This is a genomic window from Litoribacillus peritrichatus (assembly GCF_039537985.1).
Taxonomy (GTDB): domain Bacteria; phylum Pseudomonadota; class Gammaproteobacteria; order Pseudomonadales; family Litoribrevibacteraceae; genus Litoribacillus; species Litoribacillus peritrichatus.
In genome coordinates this window covers 531,819-555,685 of sequence record NZ_BAABBN010000004.1, presented here as the reverse complement: position 1 = coordinate 555,685, position 23,867 = coordinate 531,819, and the positions used below count along the sequence as shown (strand labels likewise).

Here is a 23,867-nt window from a genome sequence, read left to right as displayed (position 1 = left end):
ACAGAGCTCTTATTTTTCCTTCTGGCTCAACGACTTCTCGTCATCTCAGCAATTAACCTCTAAGCCAGCATTACTCTCAATCTAACAATCGTTACTACTGCCCTTGCGGTTATACTCCTTCAGGCAAAAATTAACACACTGTTTTCGAATTACGGAACTCAAAAAGTTACTGCCTGAATTCATTCATATTTTCTGGGGTTATGCCGTTCCGCTACCCACCTGAACCCATACCAAACATCGCATCATTACTATTTAGCTAATCAGTCTTTTCCTACACTTCAATCCATCAAGCATCAATTATTTGAATGTAACCAATTAAAGACAACGTGCATATCCAATCCATGCGTTCACCTTGGGGCTATATTTTATGGACATTAACCGCTTTCTTTCTTACATGATTGATAAAGATGCGTCAGACTTATTTTTTGCACCAGGAGCCCCGGTACTTCTGAAGGTTCATAACGAAACCAAGCCTGTGAATCCGGATAAGATCATCACCGGCGACGAAATAAAAAGCATGGCTTACTCATTAGTATCCAGCCAACACATTGAACAATTTGAAACACAGTGGGAATTAAATGCCGGAGTGACTGTGGAAGACATAGGCCGTTTCAGAATCAGCCTGATGAAACAACGAAACGAAATTTCGATGGTCATTCGGCTGATACATACAGAGCCGCCATCAATTGAATCTCTAAACCTGCCCCCAGTTCTGAAAACACTGGTTAACAACCGTCGGGGGTTAATATTAGTTGCGGGGGCAACCTGCTCTGGTAAATCCTCCACTATGGCGGCCATGATCAACCACAGAAACGAAACGCAACACGGTCATATTCTGACCATCGAAGATCCGCTTGAATTTTTACACTCATATAAAAAGTGCATTGTGAATCAAAGGGAGTTGGGAGTAGACACTCACTCATACAATGACGCGCTTAAAAACGCCATTCGCGAAGCACCGGACGTAATTTTAATCGGCGAAATTCGCGACATGGATACCATGAAAAGCGCCATAGCCTTTGCTGAAACAGGCCACCTTTGTATAGCAACCATACACGCCAGTAACTGCATTGAAACCCTGGACAGAGTCCTGAATTTTTTTCCTCAGGCGAGCCATCATCAGGTATTAATGGACTTGTCCAGAAACTTATCGGCCGTAGTATGCCAACGGTTGATCAAAGGCAAAGAGATTTTATGGCCTGCGATAGAGCTTTTAACTAACAGCCCTTATATTCAGGACCTGATTCAAAGAGGAGATTTCGACAGCATCAATCAGGCGCTCAGCCGCAGAGACAAGGAAGATGCTATGACCTTTGATTCATCTCTTATTGCCCTTTATAGCCAAGGAAAAATCAGTAAAGAAGCGGCAATAGAGCACGCAGATTCAAAACACAATATGACGGTGCAGATTCGACTGCTTGATGAAAGATTACATAAGAAAGCGGTTTAAGGAGATTTCAAACACGCTCAATACCTTAGAAACCTAATTAAAAGAACACTCTGCGTGAAGCAGGTTCTTAATGTTTAGTAACACCAGAATGCTCGACGATAATCGCCTGAAGTTGGCTCAACTCAAAAGGCTTCGCTAAGAAGCCATTCATCCCCAGTTCGGAATATGTGTTGGTTTCATCTTGCATGACGTTAGCCGTCAGAGCAATGATCTTTAACTGCTCAGGATTGAACTTATCCCGAAGTAGTCGCGTCGCCTCCATGCCATCCATAATGGGCATTTGAATGTCCATCAACACCAAATCAAACTGGCCATTTTGAGCAATCACAGTATCCACCGCTTCCTGACCATTCATGGCTGTCGTCACGGTGATGCCCATCTGTTCCAGCAACGTCACTGCGATCATCTGATTGATTTCATTATCTTCCACCAACAACACTTTTAGCTCCATGGCGGCTAAAACACGCTCAAGGGATGTCTGCTCAGGTGATTGCGGGTTTGTGTCTGCTGAGCTCTCCCCTATTTCCGCTAAGCTCTCTCCTATTTCCGCTGAGCACTCCCCTATTAATGCCTGATCTACGGATGCATTTCCGACAGGCTGTGCCCCTTTTTGAGTCAAAAGTTCAATCAAATCCCGCTTCAATAATGGCTTATAAATAATGGGATAAGCGTTGTCCGTTTGAATAAAATTCTCAGTATGGGCCGTGTAAATTACCACTTGATCAGGCAACTCAGTGACTTTCTGAACTTCTGTTAATATTGCGCCCGGTTCAAAATCAGGCAGCACCCAATCTAATAACAAAATATCAAACCTTCGTTCGGTTAATGCTTGCAGAGCCTCCCGGCCAGATTGTACCCCGACCACCTTCAACCCGAGCGACTGAGCCAATGTCATACTGACTTCAAGCGTGACCGGATCATCTTCCACCACCAGCATAGACCCACTGTATTGAGTCAACGCCAAGTCTCCTTGTCTAAAGGCCGTATCCAAAGGAATTCGTACCGAAAAAGTCGAGCCACACCCCAGTCGACTGGATATTTTAATTTCCCCACCCATTAATTCCGTCAGCAACTTACAGATAGTCAAACCCAAACCTGTCCCCCCGTATTTTCTGGTGGTTGATGATTCCGCCTGGCTGAAGCGCTCGAATAAGCTCTCGATTTGTTCCTGGCTAATCCCTATGCCCGTATCAGTAACGGCAATCGTGATCCACTGCTGACCTTTCTCTTTCACTTCGGATCGGATAGAAACCGTGACGGCCCCCTCTTCGGTAAACTTAACGGCATTAGAACTTAAATTCAGTAAGATCTGATTAATGCGTACAGGATCGCCGATGTATTGCTCTCTCAGATTCGGGTCGATATCAAAGATCAAACAGATGCCCTTGGCAGAAGCCATTGGCGTCATCAGCGTTCGTAAATTATCCAGTAAATCAGCAAACTCAAATGGCACATGTTCTATGTGCAATTTCTTGGACTCTATTTTAGAAAAATCCAAAATATCGTTAATAATCGTTGTGAGTGAGTTGGCCGAAAAGCGTACTTTTTCCAGGTAATTTCTTTGCACCGAGTTAAGTTCGGTTGCTAATAAAATGTCCGTCAGGCCCAGGATTCCATTCATAGGCGTTCTGATCTCATGCGACATATTGGACAAGAACAACGACTTGGTTTCTGCCGCTTGTTTTGCTTGTTTGTTCGCCTCTTTTAACTGCGCCATTAAACGAGAGAAGACCACTGCCACAAGGACAAACACGCCAAAAAGCGTGAGCAACACATCACTGATAAGCTGCCAATAATTACGCTCTATACGACGATTTAAATGATCAATATTTTTTTGAATAACCTCTGAAATGCCTCCCTCCTGAATTGGCAACAAATAATTAGAAGCTTTCAGAAAATTGTCCAGAATAAACTGAGAGTGCAAACGTAATAAACGAAACCTGGGCTCAACAGCTTCCCTTTCCCGCAATAAAGCCAACTTCCCCATCAGTCGCAGACTGATCTCCTGAACTCTAGGCAACTCATGAGCAACCTGAAGATTAGACACCAACACCAAAACGGAAGACAAAAGTGACTGTTCTTCAGGTAAAAATGAATCTCTCTGAATGCCTAAAGAAGAAATGTACCGATACGAAGTCTTCAGCATGGTTGCCAGCTGCATGTAGTTTACAACCAGATTGCTGAAGTGATTAAGGGATAAGGAAACTTCTTTACTGAGACTGTCATTTTGTCGCAATTCATTACTGACTCGCTCCAAACCCAGTTGTTTTTGAGCATGTTTATCAAAATGGTAAACACTGCTGTTAGAGGCCGTCAGGGTTTCAAGCGACAACTCAATGGTAAAACGATTCAGTTCATTGGCCAGCTGGAGTGCTTTCTGTTGCTTTTCTAATGCATGATAGCTATCGACCGCTAAGCTACCAAACAACCAAATGAGAGCCAATAAAAGGCCTTCCAATAAATACTTCATTATTGTAATGACCTCGGCAGCTCACCGGTAAACGCGTGCAATAAAGCTTCTAAATCCGCCACATCGGCGTCGTTGAGATCGAGCCCTAATTGACCTCTGGCCATGATTCTTATGGCTACAGATAACTCATCCACAGAACCATTATGAAAATACGGTGCGGTGTCCGCCACGTTCCTCAAACTCGGGACTTTAAACACATGCATGTCCTGAGGATTCTTAGTTAATTCATACCGGCCTGGGTCGTCCAGCAGATTGGCAGGCACCTGATCCAAACGGCCTATTTTTTGATAAAGGTTCCCCCCTATGTTTCTCCCCTGATGACAGGTCACACAGCCATAGTCGACAAATTTCCGATAACCCGCCTGCTGTTGAGGCGTCAACGCGCTGTGTTCCCCTAACAGGTACCGATCAATGGGGGCGTTTTCGGTGACTAACGACTCTTCATAAGAAACAATGGCTTTCAGGATATTTTCAACGGTAATGCCGTCCTCTGAAAGATCTTGAAAACTTTGAACGAAATTAGGTTCTGAACGTAACTTTTCAAGCACTTCATCCCAGTCACTGCCCATTTCCACTGGGTTGTGAATCGGCCCTTCGGCTTGATCTTTGAGGTTCAGGCTTCGCCCATCCCAAAATTGGCGAAAGTTAAATACCGCATTTAACACTGAAGGCGAATTTCTGGTACCCACTTGTTGATTTATCCCCGTCGAAACAGGCAAACCATCATCGCCACCATGAAATACATCATGACAAGAGGCACACGAGACACTGTTATCTGCAGACAACAGCGGGCTATTAAACAACGCTTTTCCTAACTGCACCCAATGAGAATTCGAACTTTGCACAGTTGGTAGCGGCTGTAGTGGCGAATTAACAGCCTGATACAGATATTGAGAGGAAAAAGACCCTGACCGAGACCCACTCACTTTCCATTGATGAGAATCATTGGGCATATTCAGCTGAAAAACCAAGATACCGAATACCACCAGCAACAAAAGAACAACAACCAAAACATAATGACTGCGCATAAAAAATACCTAAAACCAACCGACAAAGCCGTTGCTATAACTTTTTTATAAGACATTGATAAACTTAGACCAAGTTACAACCAACATAATTGGTTTACAGCGTTTTAAATTTAAGCTGAGTGCATTTCAATTTGATTGACGAGAAATCATCGAAAACACGTCAAAGAAACATCACCTCCAGGTTTTATGTAAACAAGTTGTATTTGTCATAAATGTTTCACAGGGCTGCCATAAATTTCGCCCCAATTCACTCGATAAATGGGTGGAGCTAAGGGGGATCGTATGCAAATCAGGACACTTACACTATTCAATACCGGCTGCCTGGCGGCCATTGCCATTGGCCTGGCAATCATCACCAACGTTGGTTTAAACGCCATCGATGAGCAGTTTGGTGGCAACAAAGCGTTCAATCAACTTTCTGAGCACTATCGGGTAAATGTCAGAGCAAGCATTGGTCAATACCTAAACACTGGAGATACCCTATTGCTCGCCACCGCAGAAAGCATCTTATCCTCTGCCATCTCGGACACAGAACAATACGCCAGCCAGCACGACAAGACATCTTCTGTCGCGAACATCAACGAGTTGGCAATCGGGCTATTAAATTTGTTAACGACGGAAATTCGCGCTGCAGGCAAAATGTCGGGCAATATACAGCTCCTGCTTGACCAAAATGAACGAGAAATAGCCGACAGCCTCGATGCAATAAAAGACATTGCCGATGCAAACAGTCTATCCTCACCAGAATTATCAAATGCCTGGAGTAGTCTCTCTGCTGAAGCCCAGTACGAACTGATTCATCTAAGCCTATTAAGGCGGAATTACTTCAATCACCCCTCCGAAGCCCGTTTTCAAGCCATCCATGACAAATTATCCGACCTCACTGAATTAACAGGCGCACTGAACAATCTTGACCCTCTGTCAAACCCAGAAGAAACAACCGATGATTTCGATTTCTTTGACGAAGAGGAGCAAGGCAACAAATCAGAAGATTATCTCAATGAACTCAACGGATTATTAAACCGATACCCTGGCGAATTAACACGAACCATCAGCCAAAAATCGGCCATTGAGTCGAGCTTTACCCGAGCAAATCAATACCTGGACGAAATAGATAACCAACTCTCGCAAACGGCATTGGGCTTTGACAATGTTTTGACCGAAGAACTGAAAGGCTTTCAGGTGCAGCTCTACATAACCATCACCCTCATCATTCTGGTGGCCCTGCTTGTCGACCAAATACAAAGACGTGTCGGAGGTCGAATTCAAGAAATAACGCCTTTTTTCAGTCACTACTCTCGTGGTAATTTCACCCAGGAAATCACCATCCGAGCAATGACCACCGAAATTCAAAGCCTGATTCGCTCGGCAGGTCGTTTGCGCCAATACATCATTGAGTTATTGACCTCCATGCGCACTCAGTCCGCCACCTTAGATACGTTAAGTGCAAGCATTAACAACACGTCAGAAGCCATCAACACCCACAGCCAGCAACAACTGGAAGAAGCCACCAAAATCCACTCCGCCATGTCTGAAGTCAACCAAACGTTTCACCAGGTTGCGGCCAACGCAGCCTTTGCCGCTGAAGCAACGATGAACGCCAATGAGGCCGTTGAACAAGGAAAGAGCCAGTTTTTGGCCATCGAAAAAAACATCACCGAAATGTCCGTTGGGATCAATAACGCTGCGTCAACCATCGAACACCTCAAAAATGAAACGGGCAATATCAACCAGGTATTGACCGTCATTGAGAGTATTGCGGAACAAACCAACTTGCTTGCTCTCAATGCAGCCATTGAAGCGGCCAGAGCCGGTGAGCATGGTCGAGGGTTCTCAGTAGTGGCAGATGAGGTTCGCCAGCTATCTCACAGAACCTCAGAATCCACACAGGAGATCAAACAAATCATTCAAAGCCTGCAATCGGTTGCGGCGGGAGCCGTTACGGTGATGCACGATCAGGTACGTACTGCCGAACACTCAAAGTCAAACGCCGAAACTGCGTCTGAAGCCCTTAGCCACATTGCTGAAGCTGTCATAAAAATCAAAGACGTCAACATCAATATTGCATCAACCACCGAAGAACAAGCGACCATTGTTTCGGACATCAACAGCAACATAGGCACCATTCGTACCTTATCCGCAGACACGGCGAAATCCGTAATTAAAACCGTCGCTCAGGCCAAAGAACTGAACCTGATCTCGGGCGGCCTTCAAGGATCAATGCAGCGATTTACCATTTAGCGACGTTTAAGGCATTGTTTAACTGAAAGTACGCTTGGTTTGACCTAATCCGTATGATGAAAACTCTGCTTAATGAAGAAGACACATGAACTCATGATCAGGGTTAATCGTGATAGACACCGGACGCCATCAGAAATTCTTTGGTGTCTCGTGCAATCTGGGCAGGTAAACCACGGCCAGTGTAGTCCTGACCATTAAGCTCAGGGTATTGCGCCAGATAAGATCGAGCCAAATCATAGCGTGCAATGGCAATATCAATATCGTCCAGGTCTCGGTCTAATATCACGCTGTGATCGGCTTTGAACTTATCAATTAATTCATGATTCACAACCTTCCCCCTCGAAAAGACATCATTCGGCCTTTGTAAAACAATCTTTGGCTGAACGCTCTTCTTTGTCATTTCATCAACACAATTTTATCGCAACTGTAGCTTCATTTTTCAATTGCATAAGTACTTTTTACAAATAGCACTTCTTACGAATAGTACTTCTTATGAACAGTACTTCTTATGAATTTTAGACCAGTATCCATCGAAGCTGGGCACTTCTATTCACGGTAAAACCTCAACAATGTTTCCCAAACAAGAGCACAGTTAGCCTTTGGTCACAACCCGCTTTGAAAACTATCCTTAACGGTAGATTAAACAAGAATAACTGGGGTTTCAGGCATGGATTTAAGTAATCACTATCAAATCGACACCTTATTTTCACAACTGGGTTTGGATTCCGATAAACAGAGCATCGAAGAGTTTATCGCCAATCATCATTTGTCAGGAAACATTCGTCTTGATGAGGCACCGTTTTGGTCTCCCTCACAATCCGCATTTTTACGCGAAGCAATCAATGAAGACTCTGACTGGGCGGAAATCGTTGATCATCTGGACACAGAACTTCGACATTAAGTGCAATTGGCAGGCAGCAATCACAAAAACCGGAACTTGTGTGTTTCGGTTTTTTTTTGCTTAATGCCCAGTATCATTCATTACACAAGGACGTTGCACACTCATGAAAGCCTCCGTCATTCAAATGGTCAGCACATCCGATACCGAAGAAAACCTTTCCAAGGCATCGGAGTTATTACGAACAGCAAAAAGTCAGGGCGCAGAAATTGCCGTACTGCCGGAAATGTTTGCGCATTTTGGGGAAAAGGACGCACAGGAGTTTGCTTCTCAGTGGACTCAAGCCGATGGTCCTGTAAGAACATGGTTAAAAAGCCTATGCGAAGAACTGGATCTTTGGGTCATTGCCGGAACACTGCCGGTCTTAGACAGCGATCAGCAAGCGAAGCCAACAGCCACCTGTTTGATTGTTGATAATCAGGGCAATGAACACGATCGCTACGATAAAGTGCACTTGTTCGACGTGGACGTTTCAGACAAGCAAGGCGCTTATCGCGAATCCAACTTCTACCAGGCCGGTACTCAAACCTGCGTCGCAGACACACCGCTCGGAAAATTAGGCATGGCCATCTGCTACGACTTACGTTTTCCGGAGCTATTTCGAAACCTGGTCGATCAGGGCGCAACGCTTTTTGCAATCCCTTCTGCATTTACATACCAAACAGGTTCGGCGCATTGGCTGCCGTTATTGCAAGCCAGAGCCATTGAAAATCAATGTTTTGTACTGGCTGCCAACCAGGGCGGTGAACATTCCGAAACCCGAAGAACCTGGGGCCAAAGCTGCATCATTGACCCATGGGGAAAAGTGCTTGGAGAAATCGCAGAAGGCGAAGGTGTGCTCACCATTGATTTACCTTTGGAGGAAACCCGCGCCATCAGAGCCAATATTCCGTGCCTGAACAACCGAATGGATTGGCTGTAAACAGCTTGTTCAGGGTTTCACCCTGACTCATACCTCCTGAAGGTGCTCGGCCTGAAGGTGCTCGGCCCGAAGGTGCTCGGCCAGTTTTTCACGTATGTCGGGAGGAATGGGCTGAGCCGCATTGGCTTCATAATCAAAGTGAATCATCACCGCTTTACCTTTGGCACAACACACCCCGTTTTGCCAGGCTTCCTGTACCACCGACATGGATGAGTTTCCAATCTTGCCCAGCCAGGTTTTTATCTCTACATCCTCGGCATACTCCAGTTGAGCCAGGTAATCGACCTCAACGCGCGCGATGATTAAATTCCAGTCCTCCGGTTTCATCGAGGGCACAAAGTACTTAAAAATGGGGTCTCGGGCCTGTTCAAACCACATTGGAACCACAGAGTTATTAATGTGACCCAGCGCGTCCGTCTCGCAAAACCTGGGCGCAATTGTCAGATGGTACATACGTTATCCTTCTCTCGGGTGTTTTTGATGGCGATGCCTGAAAATTAAGATATGCACTAAATAATGCCACAGGTCTTTTATAGCATGCCATTACTATGTAAACTTGCCGCCCTTAACCGTTTCCTAGACCTTTTGAACGTCAGGAGTGACTGGTGCGAAATGACACCGACGATTACCGTTATTTATTTCTAAATGACATCCCGTTAATGGATGTGCGAGCCCCTATTGAATTTGAAAAAGGCGCATTTCCAACCTCCATTAACAAACCTATTCTGGATAACGAGCAACGACAATTAATCGGAACCCGTTATAAAGAGCAAGGACAGGATTCAGCCATTGAACTTGGCTGGCAACTCGCCACAGAGGAAATTCAACGCCAACGCGTCAGCAGTTGGAAAGAATTTACCGACGCTCAACCAGAAGGTTATCTGTACTGCTTCCGAGGCGGGTTACGTTCTCGACTGACCCAAAAAATGCTCAAAGAAGCAGGCATCCAGTACCCTCTTATTAAAGGTGGTTACAAAGCACTCCGTCGTTTCCTGATTGATGAGCTTGAAAATAATATTCAGGCACTCGATTTTGTTTTGCTCAGCGGTAAAACCGGCAGTGGTAAAACTCGGGTTCTGAAGCAAGTGACTAAGCACGTCGATCTTGAAGGTCTTGCAAAGCATCGTGGTTCCAGTTTTGGACACACACTTGAAAAGCAGCCAGCACAAATCAACTTCGAAAATGAACTGTCGATACAGTTTATGAAAAAGAGAAATTCAGGCATTCAGCGATTGATGCTTGAAGATGAAGGCCGCTTGATCGGCCGTGTCGCATTGCCCGATTCTTTGCAATTAAAAATGAAACAAGCCTCACCCATGGTCAAACTGGATACCACGCTCGAAGAGCGTATCGAGATTGGCATAGAAGATTATGTGCTGGACTTACTGCCTAAGCACAAAGCGTTGCATGGCGAAGAACTGGCCATACAGAGCTACGGTGAGACCTTGCTTCATAACCTGACCCGCATCCGTAAGCGTTTAGGAAACGAGCGTTACGGTGAACTTCACGACCAGTTCAGCCAAGCCATTCGGACATTACAAAATCAGAATTCAACCAAAGATTTTGAAGCCCCGATTGCCCGGCTACTGACTGATTATTACGACCCTATGTACGAATATCAGTTTTCAAAACGTGAAGGAAAAGTGCTTTTCCAAGGTGATAAACAAAGCGTTATAGATTGGACCAATCATAACCTGTAAACCTTTAACCCAAAACCAACGATAATAAGAGAAATTTCATGAGACTCATTAGCCAATTCATTCTGGCCTCAGGCCTGTTGCTGTCCGCTTTATTCACAACCACAGCCAATGCAAAAGAGACGTTTACGTTTACTGCGATTCCTGATCAGGATGAAACCCAACTGAAGGAACGTTTCGGCAAAATCGCCACCTACCTGTCTGAGAAAACCGGCATTGAAGTTAATTACATTCCGGTAAAAAGTTACTCTGCCGCTGTTACTGCGTTTCGCAACAATCAGGTTCAGCTTGCATGGTTCGGCGGTCTCTCTGGGGTTAAAGCCAGAAACCTGGTACCGGACAGTAAAGCCATTGCACAAGGCTATGAAGACCAGTTCTTCGTCACGTATTTTATCGCTCACCAATCAACTGGCTTGCAAAGTTCTGAGGCATTTCCGCAGACTATCGCTGGTAAGCGTTTCACCTTTGGTTCGAAGGGATCAACGTCAGGTCGCCTGATGCCAGAATTTTACATCCGCGAGCATCTGAAAAAAGCACCCAATACTGCTTTTTCTGAAGTAGGTTTCAGTGGCGATCATAGCCGCACCATTGCTTTGGTTCAGGCAGGTTCCTACGAAGTGGGCGCCGTTAACTTTAAAGTTTGGGAAAAAGAACTCAGCCAAGGCAAAATCGATACGAATAAAGTAAAAGTTATTTGGCAAACCCCGACCTACCCGGATTACCAGTGGACCATTCGTGGCGACGTAGACACTGAATATGGCCAAGGTTTAACGGCTAAAATCACCGAAGCGCTGCTCAACATGACAGATAAAGCACTGCTTGATAGCTTTCCGCGCACTAAGTTTGTTCCGGCAAGCAACGAAGATTACGCGCCGATCAAAACCACAGCTCAATCCATTGGCTTAATGGATTAATAAGCGAATGAATTTAAAGCTTCAGGGTTAAGTGAAGATGAGTTCGGTCACCAATGAACAACTGCTGCCCATCGTTTCCATCGAAAACGAGCAGCTCAGTTACGCTTCAGGAAAGAAAGCACAACCCGTGCTTTCTGACCTCAACCTCACCATCCAGGCGGGTGAAAGAATTGCCTTGGTTGGGAAAAGCGGCTGCGGTAAATCGACCTTATTAAGGCATTTAAGATCTTCATTGAAAGAACCGGCTTGGTGCCCACAAGACCCCGGGCTGGTTCCCATGCTCAGTGTGTTACATAACATTTACATGGGTAAGTTAAATCAGTATTCCTGGATAACAAACCTATTTCATTTGATTCGGCCCAGCAACGAAATCAAACTGGATATTCAGGCCGTTGCCCAGCAGCTGGAAATCGCAAACCTGCTCCAGAACTCAGTAGATCAGCTATCAGGCGGCCAACAGCAACGGGTTGCACTTGGCCGAGCTCTGTATCAACAATCGGATGTATTTCTGGGTGATGAACCCTTATCGGCCGTAGATGAACTGCAAGCGAAACGTCTGCTCGATCACATACTGTCAGCGCACGAAACTGCCATCATTGCATTGCACGACGTGAATCTAGCCTTCAGTTTTGCAACCCGGATCATTGGTTTAAAAGACGGACAGATCGAAATCGATCAAGCCACCACCGAGCTGACGCCCGATGACCTGATGAGGTTGTATTAATCATGCCTCAACATCAACCAACCGTTGATTGTGGTTTGGGATGATTAAAGTGCCGGATAACAGCGCCGCAAAATATCGCCGTGTCTCGCTCTTATTTGCAGTCAGCGCTCTGATTTGTCTGCCATTTGCAAACCTGAACATCAACACATTAGATCCCTGGACTGAATTAGGTCAAATCGGCTACGGCTTTCTGACCCCGGATTTCAGCAACCCTGCCCTGCTATTAGAAGCCTTAGGGAAAACCCTGGCTTTTGCGTTTCAGGGTGTCATGCTTGGGGTAATCTTCGGCCTGCTGTTGGCCCTGTTTTATCAAAAAACCATCGTTCGTCAATTCAGTGCGTTTATCCGTGCCATTCACGAAATTTTCTGGGCACTGATATTCATTCAAATCACCGGCCTCAGCTCCGCCACCGGCGTCCTGGCCATTGCAATCCCTTACACAGGCATCTTTGCAAAAATATTTGGTGAACTGTTGAGTGAGGTCGACCACAAGCCACTCAATGCCATCGTTAAGAACACCAAGACGCTCAACAGTACTTTGTTTATTCGCCTGCCACTGGCCTGGAAACACATTAAAACGTATACCTGTTATCGGTTAGAGTGCGGCATTCGCTCCAGCGCCATCCTGGGTTTCATCGGCTTGCCCACGCTGGGCTTTCACATGGAAACCTTTTATAAACAAGGAATGTACGATCAAGGGGCCGCGATACTTTATGTGTTTTTCTTGCTGATCGGGACATCGCGTTTTTGGCTTAAATCCAAATTGATCCCCCTGTATGTGTTGGCCTCCTTCTGGTTATTGCCATGGTCAAGCTATGGGGATTGGTCACTATTAATGCGGTTCATCACGGAAGACATAGTACCTGCGCCATTAAAACAACCGGATTTAACCCTCACAGAAAAACTGCACGCTCTCGGAAGCTGGGGAGCACATCGTTGGCATAATGAAATCATGCCAGGCATTCTGAACACGGTAGTGTTAAGCCAGATTTCGTTGATATTCACCGGCGTAATATCATTGATATTGTTCCCGTGGATTTCACATCATTTCCTTAACAAACTGGGTCGTGCCAGCGGCAATACCGTACTGGTAGTCGCACGCTCTACGCCCGAGTACCTGTTAGCGTTTATAGGACTATTGATTTTCGGCCCTTCAATGTTACCAGGCATACTGGCATTAGCACTTCATAACGGAGCCATTGTCGCCCACTTGATTGGGCTGTACAGCCAGTCCATCAAACTCAGAGACGATGCATCTTCTGGTCTTAATCGATACTTCTTTGAAATTTTACCGCGCATATACCGACAGTTTTTGGCTTTCTTGCTTTACCGATGGGAAGTGATCATGCGGGAAACCGCTATTTTAGGCATTTTAGGCATTCCGACTCTGGGCTTTTACATCGACTCTGCCTTTGAAGAAATTCGTTTCGACCGGGCCATATTATTAATTCTGGTGGCCGCGCTGTTAAATATTCTGGTGGATCAGATTGCCACCTGGAGCCGAACCCGTTTGCACATTCAACACCGCCCTGAGTCTCTCTAACAGCCTGCCAGTGCTGTATTATCTGACGATTAGCATACTAAAAGCGTAATTTAAGATTGCTCATGGGAACCGGTTGTTGGTTCTCATCAACAATCGCAATATGTACTTCTTCATTTGTTGAACGATCAACGACACTGGACCATTTTTTTTCTTTATCCAAAGACCAGTTTTTACTCCAATCAATCATAGCAATCAAAACCGGAACCAATGCAAGGCACTTGGCTGTGGGGTTGTACATCATACGTTTCGCCCCCTTTTTTATTGGGGTCTTCACCAATAAGCCTTCCTCCTCAAGGTCATTAAGCCTTCGAGTCAAAATGTTTCTGGAGATGTCCAAACCATCCTGTAAAGAATCAAATCTATTAATTCCCATCAACACATTTCGAATCACCAATAAACTCCAACGATCACCAAAAATTTTTAATGCCTGCTCAATACCGCAATTAACATGTTTTTCTATATCTAATTCAGACACTTAAAGACACTCCCTAAAATGAGTTTTCGATTTAAAACCACCAAACCTTCCAATAATTCAATTCACTCATTCTATCAATAGTTGCAAAAGAGAACTAATTAATATTAAATAAGTTCCAAATTAGAACTTATTAAGGGTATTTATGAATCAATCATTCACCGTGGTTTGTTCTGTGATGGAAGCCAAATTATCAAACCAACAAAAAGACCAATTAGAAAACGAGTTCCTAAAGAATTATCAGGACGTCTTCGGAACATCCACTCGCATAAAAATCCTCTGGATGTCTTTTCCTGAAGGACAGGCTTATGTTGCAGGTAAACCCTCCTCTAATCCAACCATGCTTGCTCCGGTTCCGGATAATACGGATCAAGCTAAACGCTCTGTGTTCTTATATTCCTTACTGGAATCCTGGGTAACCCTTAGTGGTTATAAAAAAGACCAGGTCGTCATCAGTGCCGCCGACCAGTCTTTGGCAGACCAGTTTATGAAAACCAATCAACAAAGAGTCTCATCTCTTAAGCGTCCTTTAATGATGGCCAAGATTATTACTCGATTGATACGATCAAAAATTCAGGTCGGTCGGTTAGAAAGTAGTATTAACCTTTAAAATTTTCGGAGTCTCTTATGCCCTTGTATACAGTTTCTACCAAGACCAATTTGTCCCCACAACATAAGAACGAAATTGTCTGTGCTATTACTGAAATTCATTGCCAGCTGACCGGTGCCCCGGCGGACTTTGTCCAAGTCGTGTTTTCTTTTGGAGTGAGCCTCCCCAAACAGTTTGATGCCCATGTAACAGGCTCCATTCGAAGCGGCAGAACTCAAGAAGTAAAGGCCGAGTTAACTGAAAAAATATGTTCAGCCATTGCCAACGCACTAAACAGTGAACGTCACAAAATAGAATCCGTATTGCTGGATGTGCCAGCAAAATGGGTTATTGAAGGCGGGGAGATCATGCCTCAACCAGGAGAAGAAGATGAATGGTATGAGCAACTATCAACCCATTAAAACTCATGAATACCCCAAGAATATTAAAGTTTAGAAGGATCTTGGGGTTAAGTTACTCAATTGGAAAGCAATTCATCAACGTCGCAGTCCATTCAGTTTTGATCTATTTACAAATATTACTTTCTAAATAGATCAAACGTTCCAAGCTATAAGTCAGCCAAAGTGCGCTATGTTCTTGAACTCATAAGTTGGCCAGACTTTCTCAAAAACTATCCTTTCTAGAAAATAAATTGTCTGCATCTACGCCATAGCTGTCATTAGGGTTGCTTGAGGAATGCTTCTGCTTTGGTTGTCAAAGCAGACATGTTGAACGCCAACAAAAAACGTGCAAATTTTTACATCATTTTAATGTTTTTGTTAGCCTATTTTTTTGCATTATATCTAATCCAGTCGGGATGACTTTCTTTGATATTTTCCGGTAAGACACAAACATCCACAAAGTTAACACTATTAAACCGAATATCTTTGACCTCGGACAGGATCACAGCCGTGCTTGACCTATCCACAATGGTTCTTTCTACTGTATATATTTTCCCAATATCAAGTAGTTCCGCTATTTTTTCTTGTTGCCATGCGCTTCCATTTTTTGCCGTCGCTTCTGTAATCTTTACTTTATGTCCTTTAGGAGCATAGATTGTCATTGAACAATGTGAGGGGTTTTCTTCCGCGCAATTGTAAGGAACACAATTGTCAGCATGGGAACCTATCGTAAAAGTTAAATAGGAGAAAAACAGCACATATCTAAGCTTATACATATGACTCTCAAAATTGAGGCTAACGTTCGGTTAATGGGTCGCAATTGCGTAGTAATTGACATCCCAATTCAACCGCTGGTTATTTTCTGGCCATACCATACACATATACTTTTGATTTACAGAAAACTATATCTTCAAGTTGATAAACTAAATACTCACCTTTAGGCTTCTCATCGGAGGGCATTAGGTATGAAATTGTATCGTTGAAAAACCAGCTTCTAATGTAACTGGATGCTACACTAGGAAAGTCAGTAATTAATTGCTCTAGGTTTGGGAAATCTAACTCTGCTAATAGAGGAGTGACTCCTTCAGAAAAGTCAGGTTCACCTGTACCGTAATCTTTTCTTTCTTCAGTTAACCGCTCATCTAAATATTCACCAACTTTGTCCAAAAAGTATTCAAATGAACATTCATAAATAAAATAACTGAGATCCGCCCACTCTGGTTTCCAACCTGTCTCAGTATAGTGACATTTGAGGGCTCCACGATCTAACTGTCCATCGCCAAAAATTAACACTTCACGCATATGCCATTGCTACCCCAGTAGGGACATAACAGTTTAATCGACGGACCCTACCGGTCCGTCCATTACTTTATCTACTTTTTCCAAAATTTGTCTCGGTCCAACTGTACCAAGGCTTTTAAGAAATTCCTATGAAATTCCTCAATGAACAAAGCGTTTTTTTTCGTATATTTAAACCGTGCGTTACTAATGCCTCAAACATTTTTTTAATTTCAATAGGATGGAATAAGTCGACCAAAAAAGACGATGGGAAAGCGGACTTTTTCATAAAACTGTAACAAAACCTATTCACAACCATGATCTTAGGCAAGGGTCAAGGCCGTGAAAGCCCTCTAGATTATCGTTGAAAACGAGCGAGCAACAAAGTCTGCTATCAACGTGACACCAGACGCCGTTAGCAGTCAGTTAATGGTCGTCTTTGGGGCAAAAGAAGACAACGATCATTGAGAGCTAAAAAGGATCAGCTGATTGTTTATAGAACTACCTGATCCAGGTAAATAATGTTGAATGCGCCTATTTGGCCAGTTTATGGTATCCGGATGTGGTCAAAATACGGTAATCAGAACACACTAACAATCTTTAATAATGATTTTCACTTCGCAATCCGGATCTCCAAACGAATCATAAGTTATATAACAACCGTTGGCTGTGGGGGGGCCCCGACCCCCGAATATCATAGCCAATTCTGGTATATTGGTTATTAACTATCTTAGTTAATCCACCTGACTCACTTAAATCAATGTGGTCTATCATGCTTAGCGCATCACCCAATTCCGCCTGACTTTCAGGGCATAAATTACGCCAGTCAACTTCTGATGTCCCTGCTTCGGTTTCAATAATATAGGCCGACTGATCCCCGGGGTTTGATGACGTTATTGATAATCCATTAACGTAAGCTTTACTTCGAATGATACTGATTGTGGCCCGCATAGAACCTTCGATTCCCTGAAGAGTTGCTATTTTGGCAGAACTTGAAAGATCAGCAAATCGAGGTAGAGCAAAGGCACTTAACACGCCAAGAATTACAATAACCATGACCAACTCAATTAAAGTAAAACCCGACTCATTTCTTACTACAGAGACTACATTATTCACTAAGACACCTAACTTCAGAAAACAAACCTGATAGTACTTCAAGTCTAAATAATTGAGCATTATATGGATACAGGTTCGTATGTCAGTTTCAGAAGTTGTATTTTTGTATCCGGAGTCCAGTCAGAAAGAATGGGCCATTCGTCAATCCGTGTTAGAATCCCTCGTATTAAAGCCTTCATAAAGACGCTCTGTTCACATCATTAAGGAAGACAATGCAAGATACCCCCATCGTCAAGGAAGTCGTATTAGTAGGCGGCGGGCACAGCCATGCATTAGTCATCAATCAGTGGGCTATGAACCCCATTCCGGGAGTACGTTTAACACTGATTTCACCTCAGGTGATGACCCCCTATTCAGGCATGCTTCCTGGCTTGGTCGCAGGTCACTACAGCTTTGATGAAACCCACATTGATTTGGTCAAACTCTGTCGCTACGCTAAGGTTCGCTTTATTCAGGGCCGCGTTGAAGGTCTTCAGCCTGAGCAGAATCAAGTCCTGCTGATGGACAGACCCAGCCTGAATTACGACATCATTTCCTTTGATACCGGATCAACGCCAGATCTATCAGTAAAAGGGGCTGAGGCGTTTTCAACACCGGTCAAGCCCATTGACCAGTTTCATCGTCGTTGGGAAACATTAATAACCTCACTGATCGAAAAACAAACCGACCATGCCCCGTTAACGCTGTCCGTCGTGGGTAATGGTGCAGGCGGAATTGAACTGATTTTGGCCATGTCTTACAAACTGAGACAACTTAACCTGCCCTCAAATCTGAAGTTTCAGCTCATCGCCCGTGGCAGCCAACTGATTTCCGGTTACCCAAAGCGTCTTCAGAAGAAACTCAGTCAAATACTTCAACACAACCAGGTTGAGTTCATCTCAAATTTTGACGTTGTCGAACTCAAACACAATGAGATTATTTCTAAGACAGGTCAGAGTTGCCCTTCTGACATAACCTTCTGGTGTACTCAGGCGAAAGGTGCAAACTGGTTGAAAAACACCGGTTTAAAACTCAGCGAACAAGGTTTTATTCGTATCAAACCCACACTGCAAAGCCTGGATTTTGACAATGTATTTGCCGCTGGTGATGTCGCCCACTTCGACCATAAGCCGCTCCCTAAGGCCGGAGTTTACGCCGTTCGTATGGCGGATTCTTTGTTCCACAACATTTCGTCTTTACTGCTGGAAAAGCCACTCAAGAGTTACCGGCCGCAGGGGGATTTTTTAAGCCTTCTGGCCTGTGGCGATAAAACAGCTCTGGGAACAAAATCGGGCATCACCATCAGTGGTGAGTGGGTCTGGCATTGGAAAGACCGAATTGATCGAAAGTTCATGACTATGCTTCAACAACTGCCAGACAATATGCCTTCTGATCCTTCATCAAAGGCACTGCCAGATGTGTTGGCGCAATTATTGTCACAAGAAACACAAAAAGACATCTCAGACCTAGCCATGCGCTGCGGGGGTTGCGGCGCCAAAGTGGGGGCAGATGTGCTGCATCAGGCATTAGAAAGCATAACAACAGTACAACGCAAAGAAGTCATTCTCGGCTTGGACGCACCCGACGATGCCGCCATCATCGAAGTCCCTGAAATCAAACACCTGGTTCAGACCATAGATCAGTTCCGTTCATTTATTGATGACCCGTATTTATTCGGTCAGATAGCCACGCAACATGCATTAAGCGATTGTTTTGCGATGGGAGCAGACCCTGTTTCAGCCCTCGCATCGGTGATTGTTCCTTATGGCTCTGAGCAACATACCATTTCAGAAATCAAGCAGCTAATGGCCGGCGCCACCCAAGCATTGAACGAGGCAAATTGCCAATTAGTGGGTGGCCACACCGCCGAAGGCAGCCAATTATCTCTGGGCTTTAACATTAATGGCTTAATTAGCAAACATTCAGCATTAACCAAAACCGGTGTAAAACCAAACCAAGTGATCATTGCCACCAAAGCGTTGGGAACCGGAGTAATTTTCGCCGCAGACATGCGCCACCAGGCCAAAGGCGTCTGGGTGGAAGCAGCATTAAACACGATGCTTCAAAGCAACCAAAAAGCAGCTCAGATTCTTTACCAGTTGAACGCTTCTGCCTGCACCGACATTACCGGTTTCGGCGTATTAGGTCACTTAGTAGAAATGTTAAGAGGTTCTGGGCTGGGTGCGGAACTGACGCTCAGCCATTTACCCGTGTTAGAAGGTGCGTTAGAGCTATTTGAAAAAGGCTATAGCAGCAGTCTACAACCTCAAAATGTTCGTCTGAGAAGGGCCATCAGTAACCAGCAAGAAGTGCAACAACACAAGCAATATCCGTTAATATTTGACCCTCAAACCAGCGGTGGGCTGCTTGTTGCTATAGATGCAGATGGTGCAGAACAGGCATTATCCGCCTTACATCAAGCCGGATACAGCCAGAGCCGAATCATCGGCAAGATCACACCCCTGCCGGAGCAAGGCGTGGTAACTGTTAAATAAAAATGAACAACAACTAAGCGGACATCAGATTCACTAAATCGCTGCGCTGATCGATGTCTCTCAACACCCCTTGATCAGGTACATCAACCTCTAACACTCGGTCCTGATGTTGATGGATAATTTCTTTACCGCCCTGATCTGTATTCAACCCCATCAGCGCGGAATAAAACTGTTCGCCAAATACCACCGGGTTCCCTCGTCGTATATCACCACCACCTAAATTCACAACCGGAAGAGTAATGGCATTTTTACGAGATTCCGACAATAAACTTGCGTAAGTCTCCGGTTCGATAAAAGGCATATCGCCCAGCGCAACCATGGTTGTTTGCCAACGATCCGTAACAGCTTGAATGCCTGATGACAAAGACATCCCCAGCCCCTGTTCAGCCTGTTCATTCAATACGTAATCAACGTTCAGTTTCTTGAGGTACTCAACCAAATAACTTTTAGTTGGATCTACCACCACAACCAATTGATCCGTTACTGATAGGATATTCTCGATTGTCCAGCCCACCATCGGCTTTTCAGGCCGCTGAGAGTCCATTTTGATAGGGTACATCAGTTTTTGGCTGCCAAAACGTTTGGACTGACCTGCGGCAAGCAATAACACGCCGGTGTTTTTTGAAAGGATTGGTTGTGACACAGGAAAACCCTCATGAGTAGATTACTACTCACTTATACTAACTTTAATTACCGGATGTTAACTTGCTTTAAGTCATTCGGATAATGCTTTAATTAATCACCTGACCGGCTTATGAATACCGGCCAGGAGTCAAGGCAATGATACTCTGTTTTATCACGATAAACTCAAAGGCAGCTCACGTAATCGCTTACCCGTTGCAGAAAATAGAGCATCGGCCAGAGCAGGAGCCAAAGGCGGCACACCAGGCTCACCAACACCTTTGGGTGGTTGAGCGCTTGGTATGATATCAATCACAATTTCAGGACACTCATTCATCCTAAGCATTTGATAATCATGAAAGTTACTTTGCTTAACCCGACCTTGCTCGATGTCTATCTGACCATACTTAGCAGCCGTCAGAGCGAAAATAACACCGCTTTCCATCTGCGAGTGGACAATATCCGGGTTCACAGCCAAGCCGCAATCAATTACGCAATACACTCGGTTAACCTGATATTGGGTGCCTTCCACAGCCACTTCAACGACCTGCGCCACCCAAGAGCCAAAACTGTAATGAAGCGCTAACCCTTGATGAACACCTTTCGGGGCTTTCCCCCAATTCGCCAATGCCACCACCTTATCCAGCACGGCCACCGCCTGAGCGTTATCTTTCAGCAAATTACGACGAAATTGATACGGGTCCTGCTTAGCAGCATGAGCCATCTCATTCATGAAACCCTCAACCACAAACGCATTTTGTGAATGACCTACCGACCGCCAGTAAGACACAGGGACTCCGGCATCTGCATGAGTATAACGAACATCAACACTCTCTACGGCATACGGGTAAGACTCAGCGCCTTCAAAAGGCGAGTGATCTTCAGGCGCTAATACGCCCTCGCCTGCGATGCCCGCGTTGGCCAGTGTGTTGTACATGAACTTAGGCGCCCAGGGGAATTGAGCGGGGGCTGCATCCCAAACGTACCAGCTCAGAATTTTCGGACAAACCAGCTGATGCTGCCAGCCCGTCAATTTGCCATCCGCCGAAACGGCGGCTTTAAGCCGGTGGTAAGAAGCCGGTCGATAAATATCGTGTTGAGTATCATCTTCCCGAGACCAAATCAGCTTAATCGGTAAACCCGTTTTGGCTGAAATCTCCGCCGCTTCCGCCACAAAGTCCTGACTCAGCCGACGGCCAAACCCACCACCGATGAAGGTAGTATGAACAAATATTTGATCCAACGATAAATCGGTCACTTTGGCCGCAGCCACTTGCGCAACATCCGGGCCTTGAGTTGGCGCCCAAATATCGCAGCGATCAGCCTGAACATGCGCAACACAGTTCTGAGGCTCCATCGTCGCGTGCGCTAAAAACGGGGCCTGATACTCAGCACTGATCACCAAATCACCATTTGACAGTGCCGACTCAATATCACCCTCGTCCCGACGTGAATCGCCCTCGTCCTGGTCGGCCATTTGCTTATATTGCTCGAACACAGCTTGAGTAGACAGTGAAGCATTTTCGCCTTCATCCCACTCGACCGACAAGGCATTCAACCCCTTACGCGCCTGCCAATAACTGTCAGCGATGACTGCAATCCCACTGGTAATCTCTACCACTTGCTTAACGCCAGCAGATGCCAATGCAGCAGTCGCATCAAAGTGCTTCACCGAACCTCCAATAACCGGACACCGACTCACCACGGCGAACGCCATACCAGGCACAACCGTATCAATACCAAAGTCAGCGGTTCCTGTGGATTTTAACGGCGCATCCAGTCGTTGGTTATGCTTTCCTATGTATTTGAAGTCCGCTGGATCTTTCAAGGTTAGGGAATTCGGGACAGATTCTTTCACTGCGACCGCATACAAATCTGAATAGTTTAAACTGCGTTGAGTGGCGGCATGCACCACCCTTCCGTCCATGGTAGAACATTCTTCCGGAGCCACTTGCCAAACTCGGCCTGCCGCTTGAGTCATCACAGCGCGAACGGCAGCACCGGATTGCCGGATTTGATCCCAGCTCGAGGAAAGGCTGTTACTGCCGCCGGTGATTTGTAAGCCATAGTCAGGGTTTCGATAGCGGGTGTCTGCCGGTGCAAACTGGACTTCGATCAAAGAAGGGTCAATATCCAACTCTTCGGCCAGTAAGGTCGTCAACCCGGTGTAAGTTCCTTGCCCCATTTCCACCCGGTCTAACAAAAATTTTACCTGTCCTTCGGCGTCCATTTTTACCCAGGCATCAGCATGCCAGACGCCATTTTTTTCACCGGAGTGAGTGTCCGTGCCACAAGCCGACAATTGGGTCGCAAGTACCAAACCACCACTTGCAGTCATGGATAATTTAAAAAACTGACGACGGGATAAAGTAACATCCATCATGACTGAACCTCCGTAGCCAGTTCATAATTCAAATTCGGTGACGACTCTGCGAAACCCGTTCGCTGCATTGCTCTCGACGCTTTCTTGATGGCTTTCTGAATTCGGGGGTATGTGCCACAGCGACATATATTACCCGCCATGTACTGTTTAATTTCATCGTCGGAAGGATTTGGATTAGAAGCCAATAACGCAGTCGCAGACATAATCTGACCCGACTGGCAGTATCCGCACTGGGGAACGTTTTCATCAATCCAGGCTTGTTGCACCGGGTGCAGGTCATCCATAGTCCCTACGCCCTCGATCGTCGTAATCTCCTGTCCGTGAATGGCCGACACCGGCATACTGCAAGAACGAATTGGCTGCCCATTCATCTGAACGGTACAAGCACCACACAAGCCCATGCCGCACCCGAATTTGGTGCCGGTCAGGCCTATTGTATCTCTGAGCACCCAAAGTAAGGGGGTATCCCCTTCCACGTCCAATCGTTGTGTATTGCCATTCACACGAAACTCGATCATATCAATCCCCTCAACGGAACTACTTCATCACGCGTTTATAATTATTCAGTAACACTGCCAAGCCAGACCTCTTGATATGGGTCTTTCTGTTTGCACCTGCAGCAAGTCGCTAGAGTTTATACTCTAAT

The 23,867-nt window shown here is 45.3% G+C and carries 22 protein-coding genes; 11 read left to right on the top strand and 11 right to left on the bottom strand.

The window, feature by feature from the left end; genetic code table 11:
• Positions 1 to 367 precede the first annotated feature (367 nt).
• Positions 368 to 1,450: a PilT/PilU family type 4a pilus ATPase gene (locus ABD744_RS03675; RefSeq protein ID WP_344795569.1), complete on the top strand. Its 1,083-nt coding sequence runs from the start codon at positions 368 to 370 to the stop codon at positions 1,448 to 1,450.
• Positions 1,451 to 1,517: 67 nt separating this feature from the next.
• On the opposite strand, the gene ABD744_RS03670 is transcribed toward ABD744_RS03675, so the two are convergent.
• Positions 1,518 to 3,920: a response regulator gene (locus tag ABD744_RS03670; protein ID WP_344795567.1), complete on the bottom strand. Its 2,403-nt coding sequence runs from the start codon at positions 3,918 to 3,920 to the stop codon at positions 1,518 to 1,520.
• Entirely contained in the window at positions 3,920 to 4,948 is a 1,029-nt protein-coding gene (locus ABD744_RS03665; protein WP_344795565.1) for a cytochrome-c peroxidase, read from the bottom strand. The genes ABD744_RS03670 and ABD744_RS03665 overlap by 1 nt, the downstream gene beginning before the upstream one ends.
• Positions 4,949 to 5,230: 282 nt before the next feature.
• Between ABD744_RS03665 and ABD744_RS03660 the strand changes: the two genes are divergently transcribed.
• Positions 5,231 to 7,189, top strand: coding sequence for a methyl-accepting chemotaxis protein (locus tag ABD744_RS03660; protein ID WP_344795563.1), 1,959 nt, complete (start codon positions 5,231 to 5,233; stop codon positions 7,187 to 7,189).
• A gap of 103 nt (positions 7,190 to 7,292) precedes the next feature.
• On the opposite strand, the gene ABD744_RS03655 is transcribed toward ABD744_RS03660, so the two are convergent.
• Positions 7,293 to 7,517, bottom strand: coding sequence for a hypothetical protein (locus ABD744_RS03655; protein ID WP_344795561.1), 225 nt, complete (start codon positions 7,515 to 7,517; stop codon positions 7,293 to 7,295).
• Between the two features lie 339 nt (positions 7,518 to 7,856).
• Here ABD744_RS03655 and ABD744_RS03650 point away from each other — a divergent pair, with 339 nt between their 5' ends.
• On the top strand, positions 7,857 to 8,090 hold the full coding sequence (locus tag ABD744_RS03650) for a DUF2789 domain-containing protein (RefSeq protein ID WP_344795559.1): 234 nt from the start codon (positions 7,857 to 7,859) through the stop codon (positions 8,088 to 8,090).
• Positions 8,091 to 8,193: 103 nt separating this feature from the next.
• Positions 8,194 to 9,009 carry a carbon-nitrogen hydrolase family protein gene (locus tag ABD744_RS03645; RefSeq protein ID WP_344795557.1) on the top strand — a complete coding sequence of 272 codons (816 nt, stop codon included), beginning with the start codon at positions 8,194 to 8,196 and terminating at the stop codon, positions 9,007 to 9,009.
• A 27-nt stretch (positions 9,010 to 9,036) separates the two neighbouring features.
• Here the strand turns inward: ABD744_RS03645 and ABD744_RS03640 are convergent, their stop codons facing one another.
• The gene (locus ABD744_RS03640; protein ID WP_344795555.1) at positions 9,037 to 9,462 is read right to left on the bottom strand and encodes an acyl-CoA thioesterase; all 426 of its coding nucleotides are present in this window, start codon (positions 9,460 to 9,462) and stop codon (positions 9,037 to 9,039) included.
• Between the two features lie 152 nt (positions 9,463 to 9,614).
• Between ABD744_RS03640 and mnmH the strand changes: the two genes are divergently transcribed.
• The 4 genes from mnmH to ABD744_RS03620 are packed head-to-tail and all read left to right on the top strand — an operon-like array spanning position 9,615 to position 13,887.
• Complete coding sequence (gene mnmH / locus ABD744_RS03635) at positions 9,615 to 10,709, top strand: tRNA 2-selenouridine(34) synthase MnmH (RefSeq protein ID WP_344795553.1); 1,095 nt, start codon at positions 9,615 to 9,617, stop codon at positions 10,707 to 10,709.
• A gap of 38 nt (positions 10,710 to 10,747) precedes the next feature.
• Positions 10,748 to 11,620 (top strand): putative selenate ABC transporter substrate-binding protein, encoded by an 873-nt coding sequence (locus ABD744_RS03630; RefSeq protein WP_344795551.1) that lies wholly within the window; start codon positions 10,748 to 10,750, stop codon positions 11,618 to 11,620.
• A gap of 37 nt (positions 11,621 to 11,657) precedes the next feature.
• Positions 11,658 to 12,344, top strand: a complete 687-nt coding sequence (locus ABD744_RS03625) for an ATP-binding cassette domain-containing protein (protein WP_344795549.1) — start codon at positions 11,658 to 11,660, stop codon at positions 12,342 to 12,344.
• Positions 12,345 to 12,393: 49 nt separating this feature from the next.
• The gene (locus ABD744_RS03620) at positions 12,394 to 13,887 is read left to right on the top strand and encodes a PhnE/PtxC family ABC transporter permease (RefSeq protein WP_344795547.1); all 1,494 of its coding nucleotides are present in this window, start codon (positions 12,394 to 12,396) and stop codon (positions 13,885 to 13,887) included.
• Positions 13,888 to 13,924: 37 nt separating this feature from the next.
• Here ABD744_RS03620 and ABD744_RS03615 read toward each other — a convergent pair whose 3' ends face one another.
• Positions 13,925 to 14,362, bottom strand: coding sequence for a winged helix-turn-helix transcriptional regulator (locus tag ABD744_RS03615; protein WP_344795545.1), 438 nt, complete (start codon positions 14,360 to 14,362; stop codon positions 13,925 to 13,927).
• 142 nt (positions 14,363 to 14,504) lie between these two features.
• On the opposite strand from ABD744_RS03615, the gene ABD744_RS03610 reads away from it, so the two are divergent.
• Positions 14,505 to 14,969, top strand: a complete 465-nt coding sequence (locus tag ABD744_RS03610; protein ID WP_344795543.1) for a hypothetical protein — start codon at positions 14,505 to 14,507, stop codon at positions 14,967 to 14,969.
• Between the two features lie 17 nt (positions 14,970 to 14,986).
• Positions 14,987 to 15,370, top strand: a complete 384-nt coding sequence (locus tag ABD744_RS03605) for a tautomerase family protein (protein WP_344795541.1) — start codon at positions 14,987 to 14,989, stop codon at positions 15,368 to 15,370.
• A 362-nt stretch (positions 15,371 to 15,732) separates the two neighbouring features.
• Here the strand turns inward: ABD744_RS03605 and ABD744_RS03600 are convergent, their stop codons facing one another.
• The 3 genes from ABD744_RS03600 to ABD744_RS03590 all read right to left on the bottom strand — a co-directional run bounded on the left by ABD744_RS03600 (position 15,733) and on the right by ABD744_RS03590 (position 17,743).
• On the bottom strand, positions 15,733 to 16,125 hold the full coding sequence (locus ABD744_RS03600) for a hypothetical protein (RefSeq protein ID WP_344795539.1): 393 nt from the start codon (positions 16,123 to 16,125) through the stop codon (positions 15,733 to 15,735).
• Positions 16,126 to 16,204: 79 nt separating this feature from the next.
• Positions 16,205 to 16,651 (bottom strand): hypothetical protein, encoded by a 447-nt coding sequence (locus ABD744_RS03595; protein ID WP_344795537.1) that lies wholly within the window; start codon positions 16,649 to 16,651, stop codon positions 16,205 to 16,207.
• Positions 16,652 to 17,269: 618 nt separating this feature from the next.
• On the bottom strand, positions 17,270 to 17,743 hold the full coding sequence (locus tag ABD744_RS03590) for a type II secretion system protein (RefSeq protein ID WP_344795535.1): 474 nt from the start codon (positions 17,741 to 17,743) through the stop codon (positions 17,270 to 17,272).
• A gap of 212 nt (positions 17,744 to 17,955) precedes the next feature.
• On the opposite strand from ABD744_RS03590, the gene selD reads away from it, so the two are divergent.
• The gene (selD, locus tag ABD744_RS03585) at positions 17,956 to 20,217 is read left to right on the top strand and encodes a selenide, water dikinase SelD (RefSeq protein WP_344795533.1); all 2,262 of its coding nucleotides are present in this window, start codon (positions 17,956 to 17,958) and stop codon (positions 20,215 to 20,217) included.
• A gap of 13 nt (positions 20,218 to 20,230) precedes the next feature.
• Here the strand turns inward: selD and ABD744_RS03580 are convergent, their stop codons facing one another.
• The 3 genes from ABD744_RS03580 to ABD744_RS03570 all read right to left on the bottom strand — a co-directional run bounded on the left by ABD744_RS03580 (position 20,231) and on the right by ABD744_RS03570 (position 23,739).
• Positions 20,231 to 20,860, bottom strand: coding sequence for a nucleotidyltransferase family protein (locus ABD744_RS03580; protein ID WP_344795531.1), 630 nt, complete (start codon positions 20,858 to 20,860; stop codon positions 20,231 to 20,233).
• A gap of 153 nt (positions 20,861 to 21,013) precedes the next feature.
• Positions 21,014 to 23,221 (bottom strand): xanthine dehydrogenase family protein molybdopterin-binding subunit, encoded by a 2,208-nt coding sequence (locus ABD744_RS03575; protein WP_344795529.1) that lies wholly within the window; start codon positions 23,219 to 23,221, stop codon positions 21,014 to 21,016.
• The gene (locus ABD744_RS03570; protein WP_344795527.1) at positions 23,218 to 23,739 is read right to left on the bottom strand and encodes a (2Fe-2S)-binding protein; all 522 of its coding nucleotides are present in this window, start codon (positions 23,737 to 23,739) and stop codon (positions 23,218 to 23,220) included. Before ABD744_RS03570 ends, ABD744_RS03575 begins: the two co-directional genes overlap by 4 nt.
• Between the last annotated feature and the right edge of the window lie 128 nt (positions 23,740 to 23,867).

What these genes read in the sequence shown, in the direction of transcription:
- ABD744_RS03625 (WP_344795549.1), top strand. Translation starts at nt 11,658, where the DNA reads ATGAGTTCGGTCACCAATGAACAACTGCTGCCCATCGTTTCCATCGAA.
- ABD744_RS03630 (WP_344795551.1), top strand. Translation starts at nt 10,748, where the DNA reads ATGAGACTCATTAGCCAATTCATTCTGGCCTCAGGCCTGTTGCTGTCC.
- ABD744_RS03605 (WP_344795541.1), top strand. Translation starts at nt 14,987, where the DNA reads ATGCCCTTGTATACAGTTTCTACCAAGACCAATTTGTCCCCACAACAT.
- ABD744_RS03650 (WP_344795559.1), top strand. Translation starts at nt 7,857, where the DNA reads ATGGATTTAAGTAATCACTATCAAATCGACACCTTATTTTCACAACTG.
- ABD744_RS03575 (WP_344795529.1), bottom strand. Translation starts at nt 23,221, where the DNA reads ATGATGGATGTTACTTTATCCCGTCGTCAGTTTTTTAAATTATCCATG.
- ABD744_RS03600 (WP_344795539.1), bottom strand. Translation starts at nt 16,125, where the DNA reads ATGTATAAGCTTAGATATGTGCTGTTTTTCTCCTATTTAACTTTTACG.
- ABD744_RS03595 (WP_344795537.1), bottom strand. Translation starts at nt 16,651, where the DNA reads ATGCGTGAAGTGTTAATTTTTGGCGATGGACAGTTAGATCGTGGAGCC.
- ABD744_RS03670 (WP_344795567.1), bottom strand. Translation starts at nt 3,920, where the DNA reads ATGAAGTATTTATTGGAAGGCCTTTTATTGGCTCTCATTTGGTTGTTT.
- ABD744_RS03645 (WP_344795557.1), top strand. Translation starts at nt 8,194, where the DNA reads ATGAAAGCCTCCGTCATTCAAATGGTCAGCACATCCGATACCGAAGAA.
- ABD744_RS03660 (WP_344795563.1), top strand. Translation starts at nt 5,231, where the DNA reads ATGCAAATCAGGACACTTACACTATTCAATACCGGCTGCCTGGCGGCC.
- ABD744_RS03570 (WP_344795527.1), bottom strand. Translation starts at nt 23,739, where the DNA reads ATGATCGAGTTTCGTGTGAATGGCAATACACAACGATTGGACGTGGAA.
- selD (WP_344795533.1), top strand. Translation starts at nt 17,956, where the DNA reads ATGCAAGATACCCCCATCGTCAAGGAAGTCGTATTAGTAGGCGGCGGG.
- ABD744_RS03640 (WP_344795555.1), bottom strand. Translation starts at nt 9,462, where the DNA reads ATGTACCATCTGACAATTGCGCCCAGGTTTTGCGAGACGGACGCGCTG.
- ABD744_RS03610 (WP_344795543.1), top strand. Translation starts at nt 14,505, where the DNA reads ATGAATCAATCATTCACCGTGGTTTGTTCTGTGATGGAAGCCAAATTA.
- ABD744_RS03675 (WP_344795569.1), top strand. Translation starts at nt 368, where the DNA reads ATGGACATTAACCGCTTTCTTTCTTACATGATTGATAAAGATGCGTCA.
- ABD744_RS03665 (WP_344795565.1), bottom strand. Translation starts at nt 4,948, where the DNA reads ATGCGCAGTCATTATGTTTTGGTTGTTGTTCTTTTGTTGCTGGTGGTA.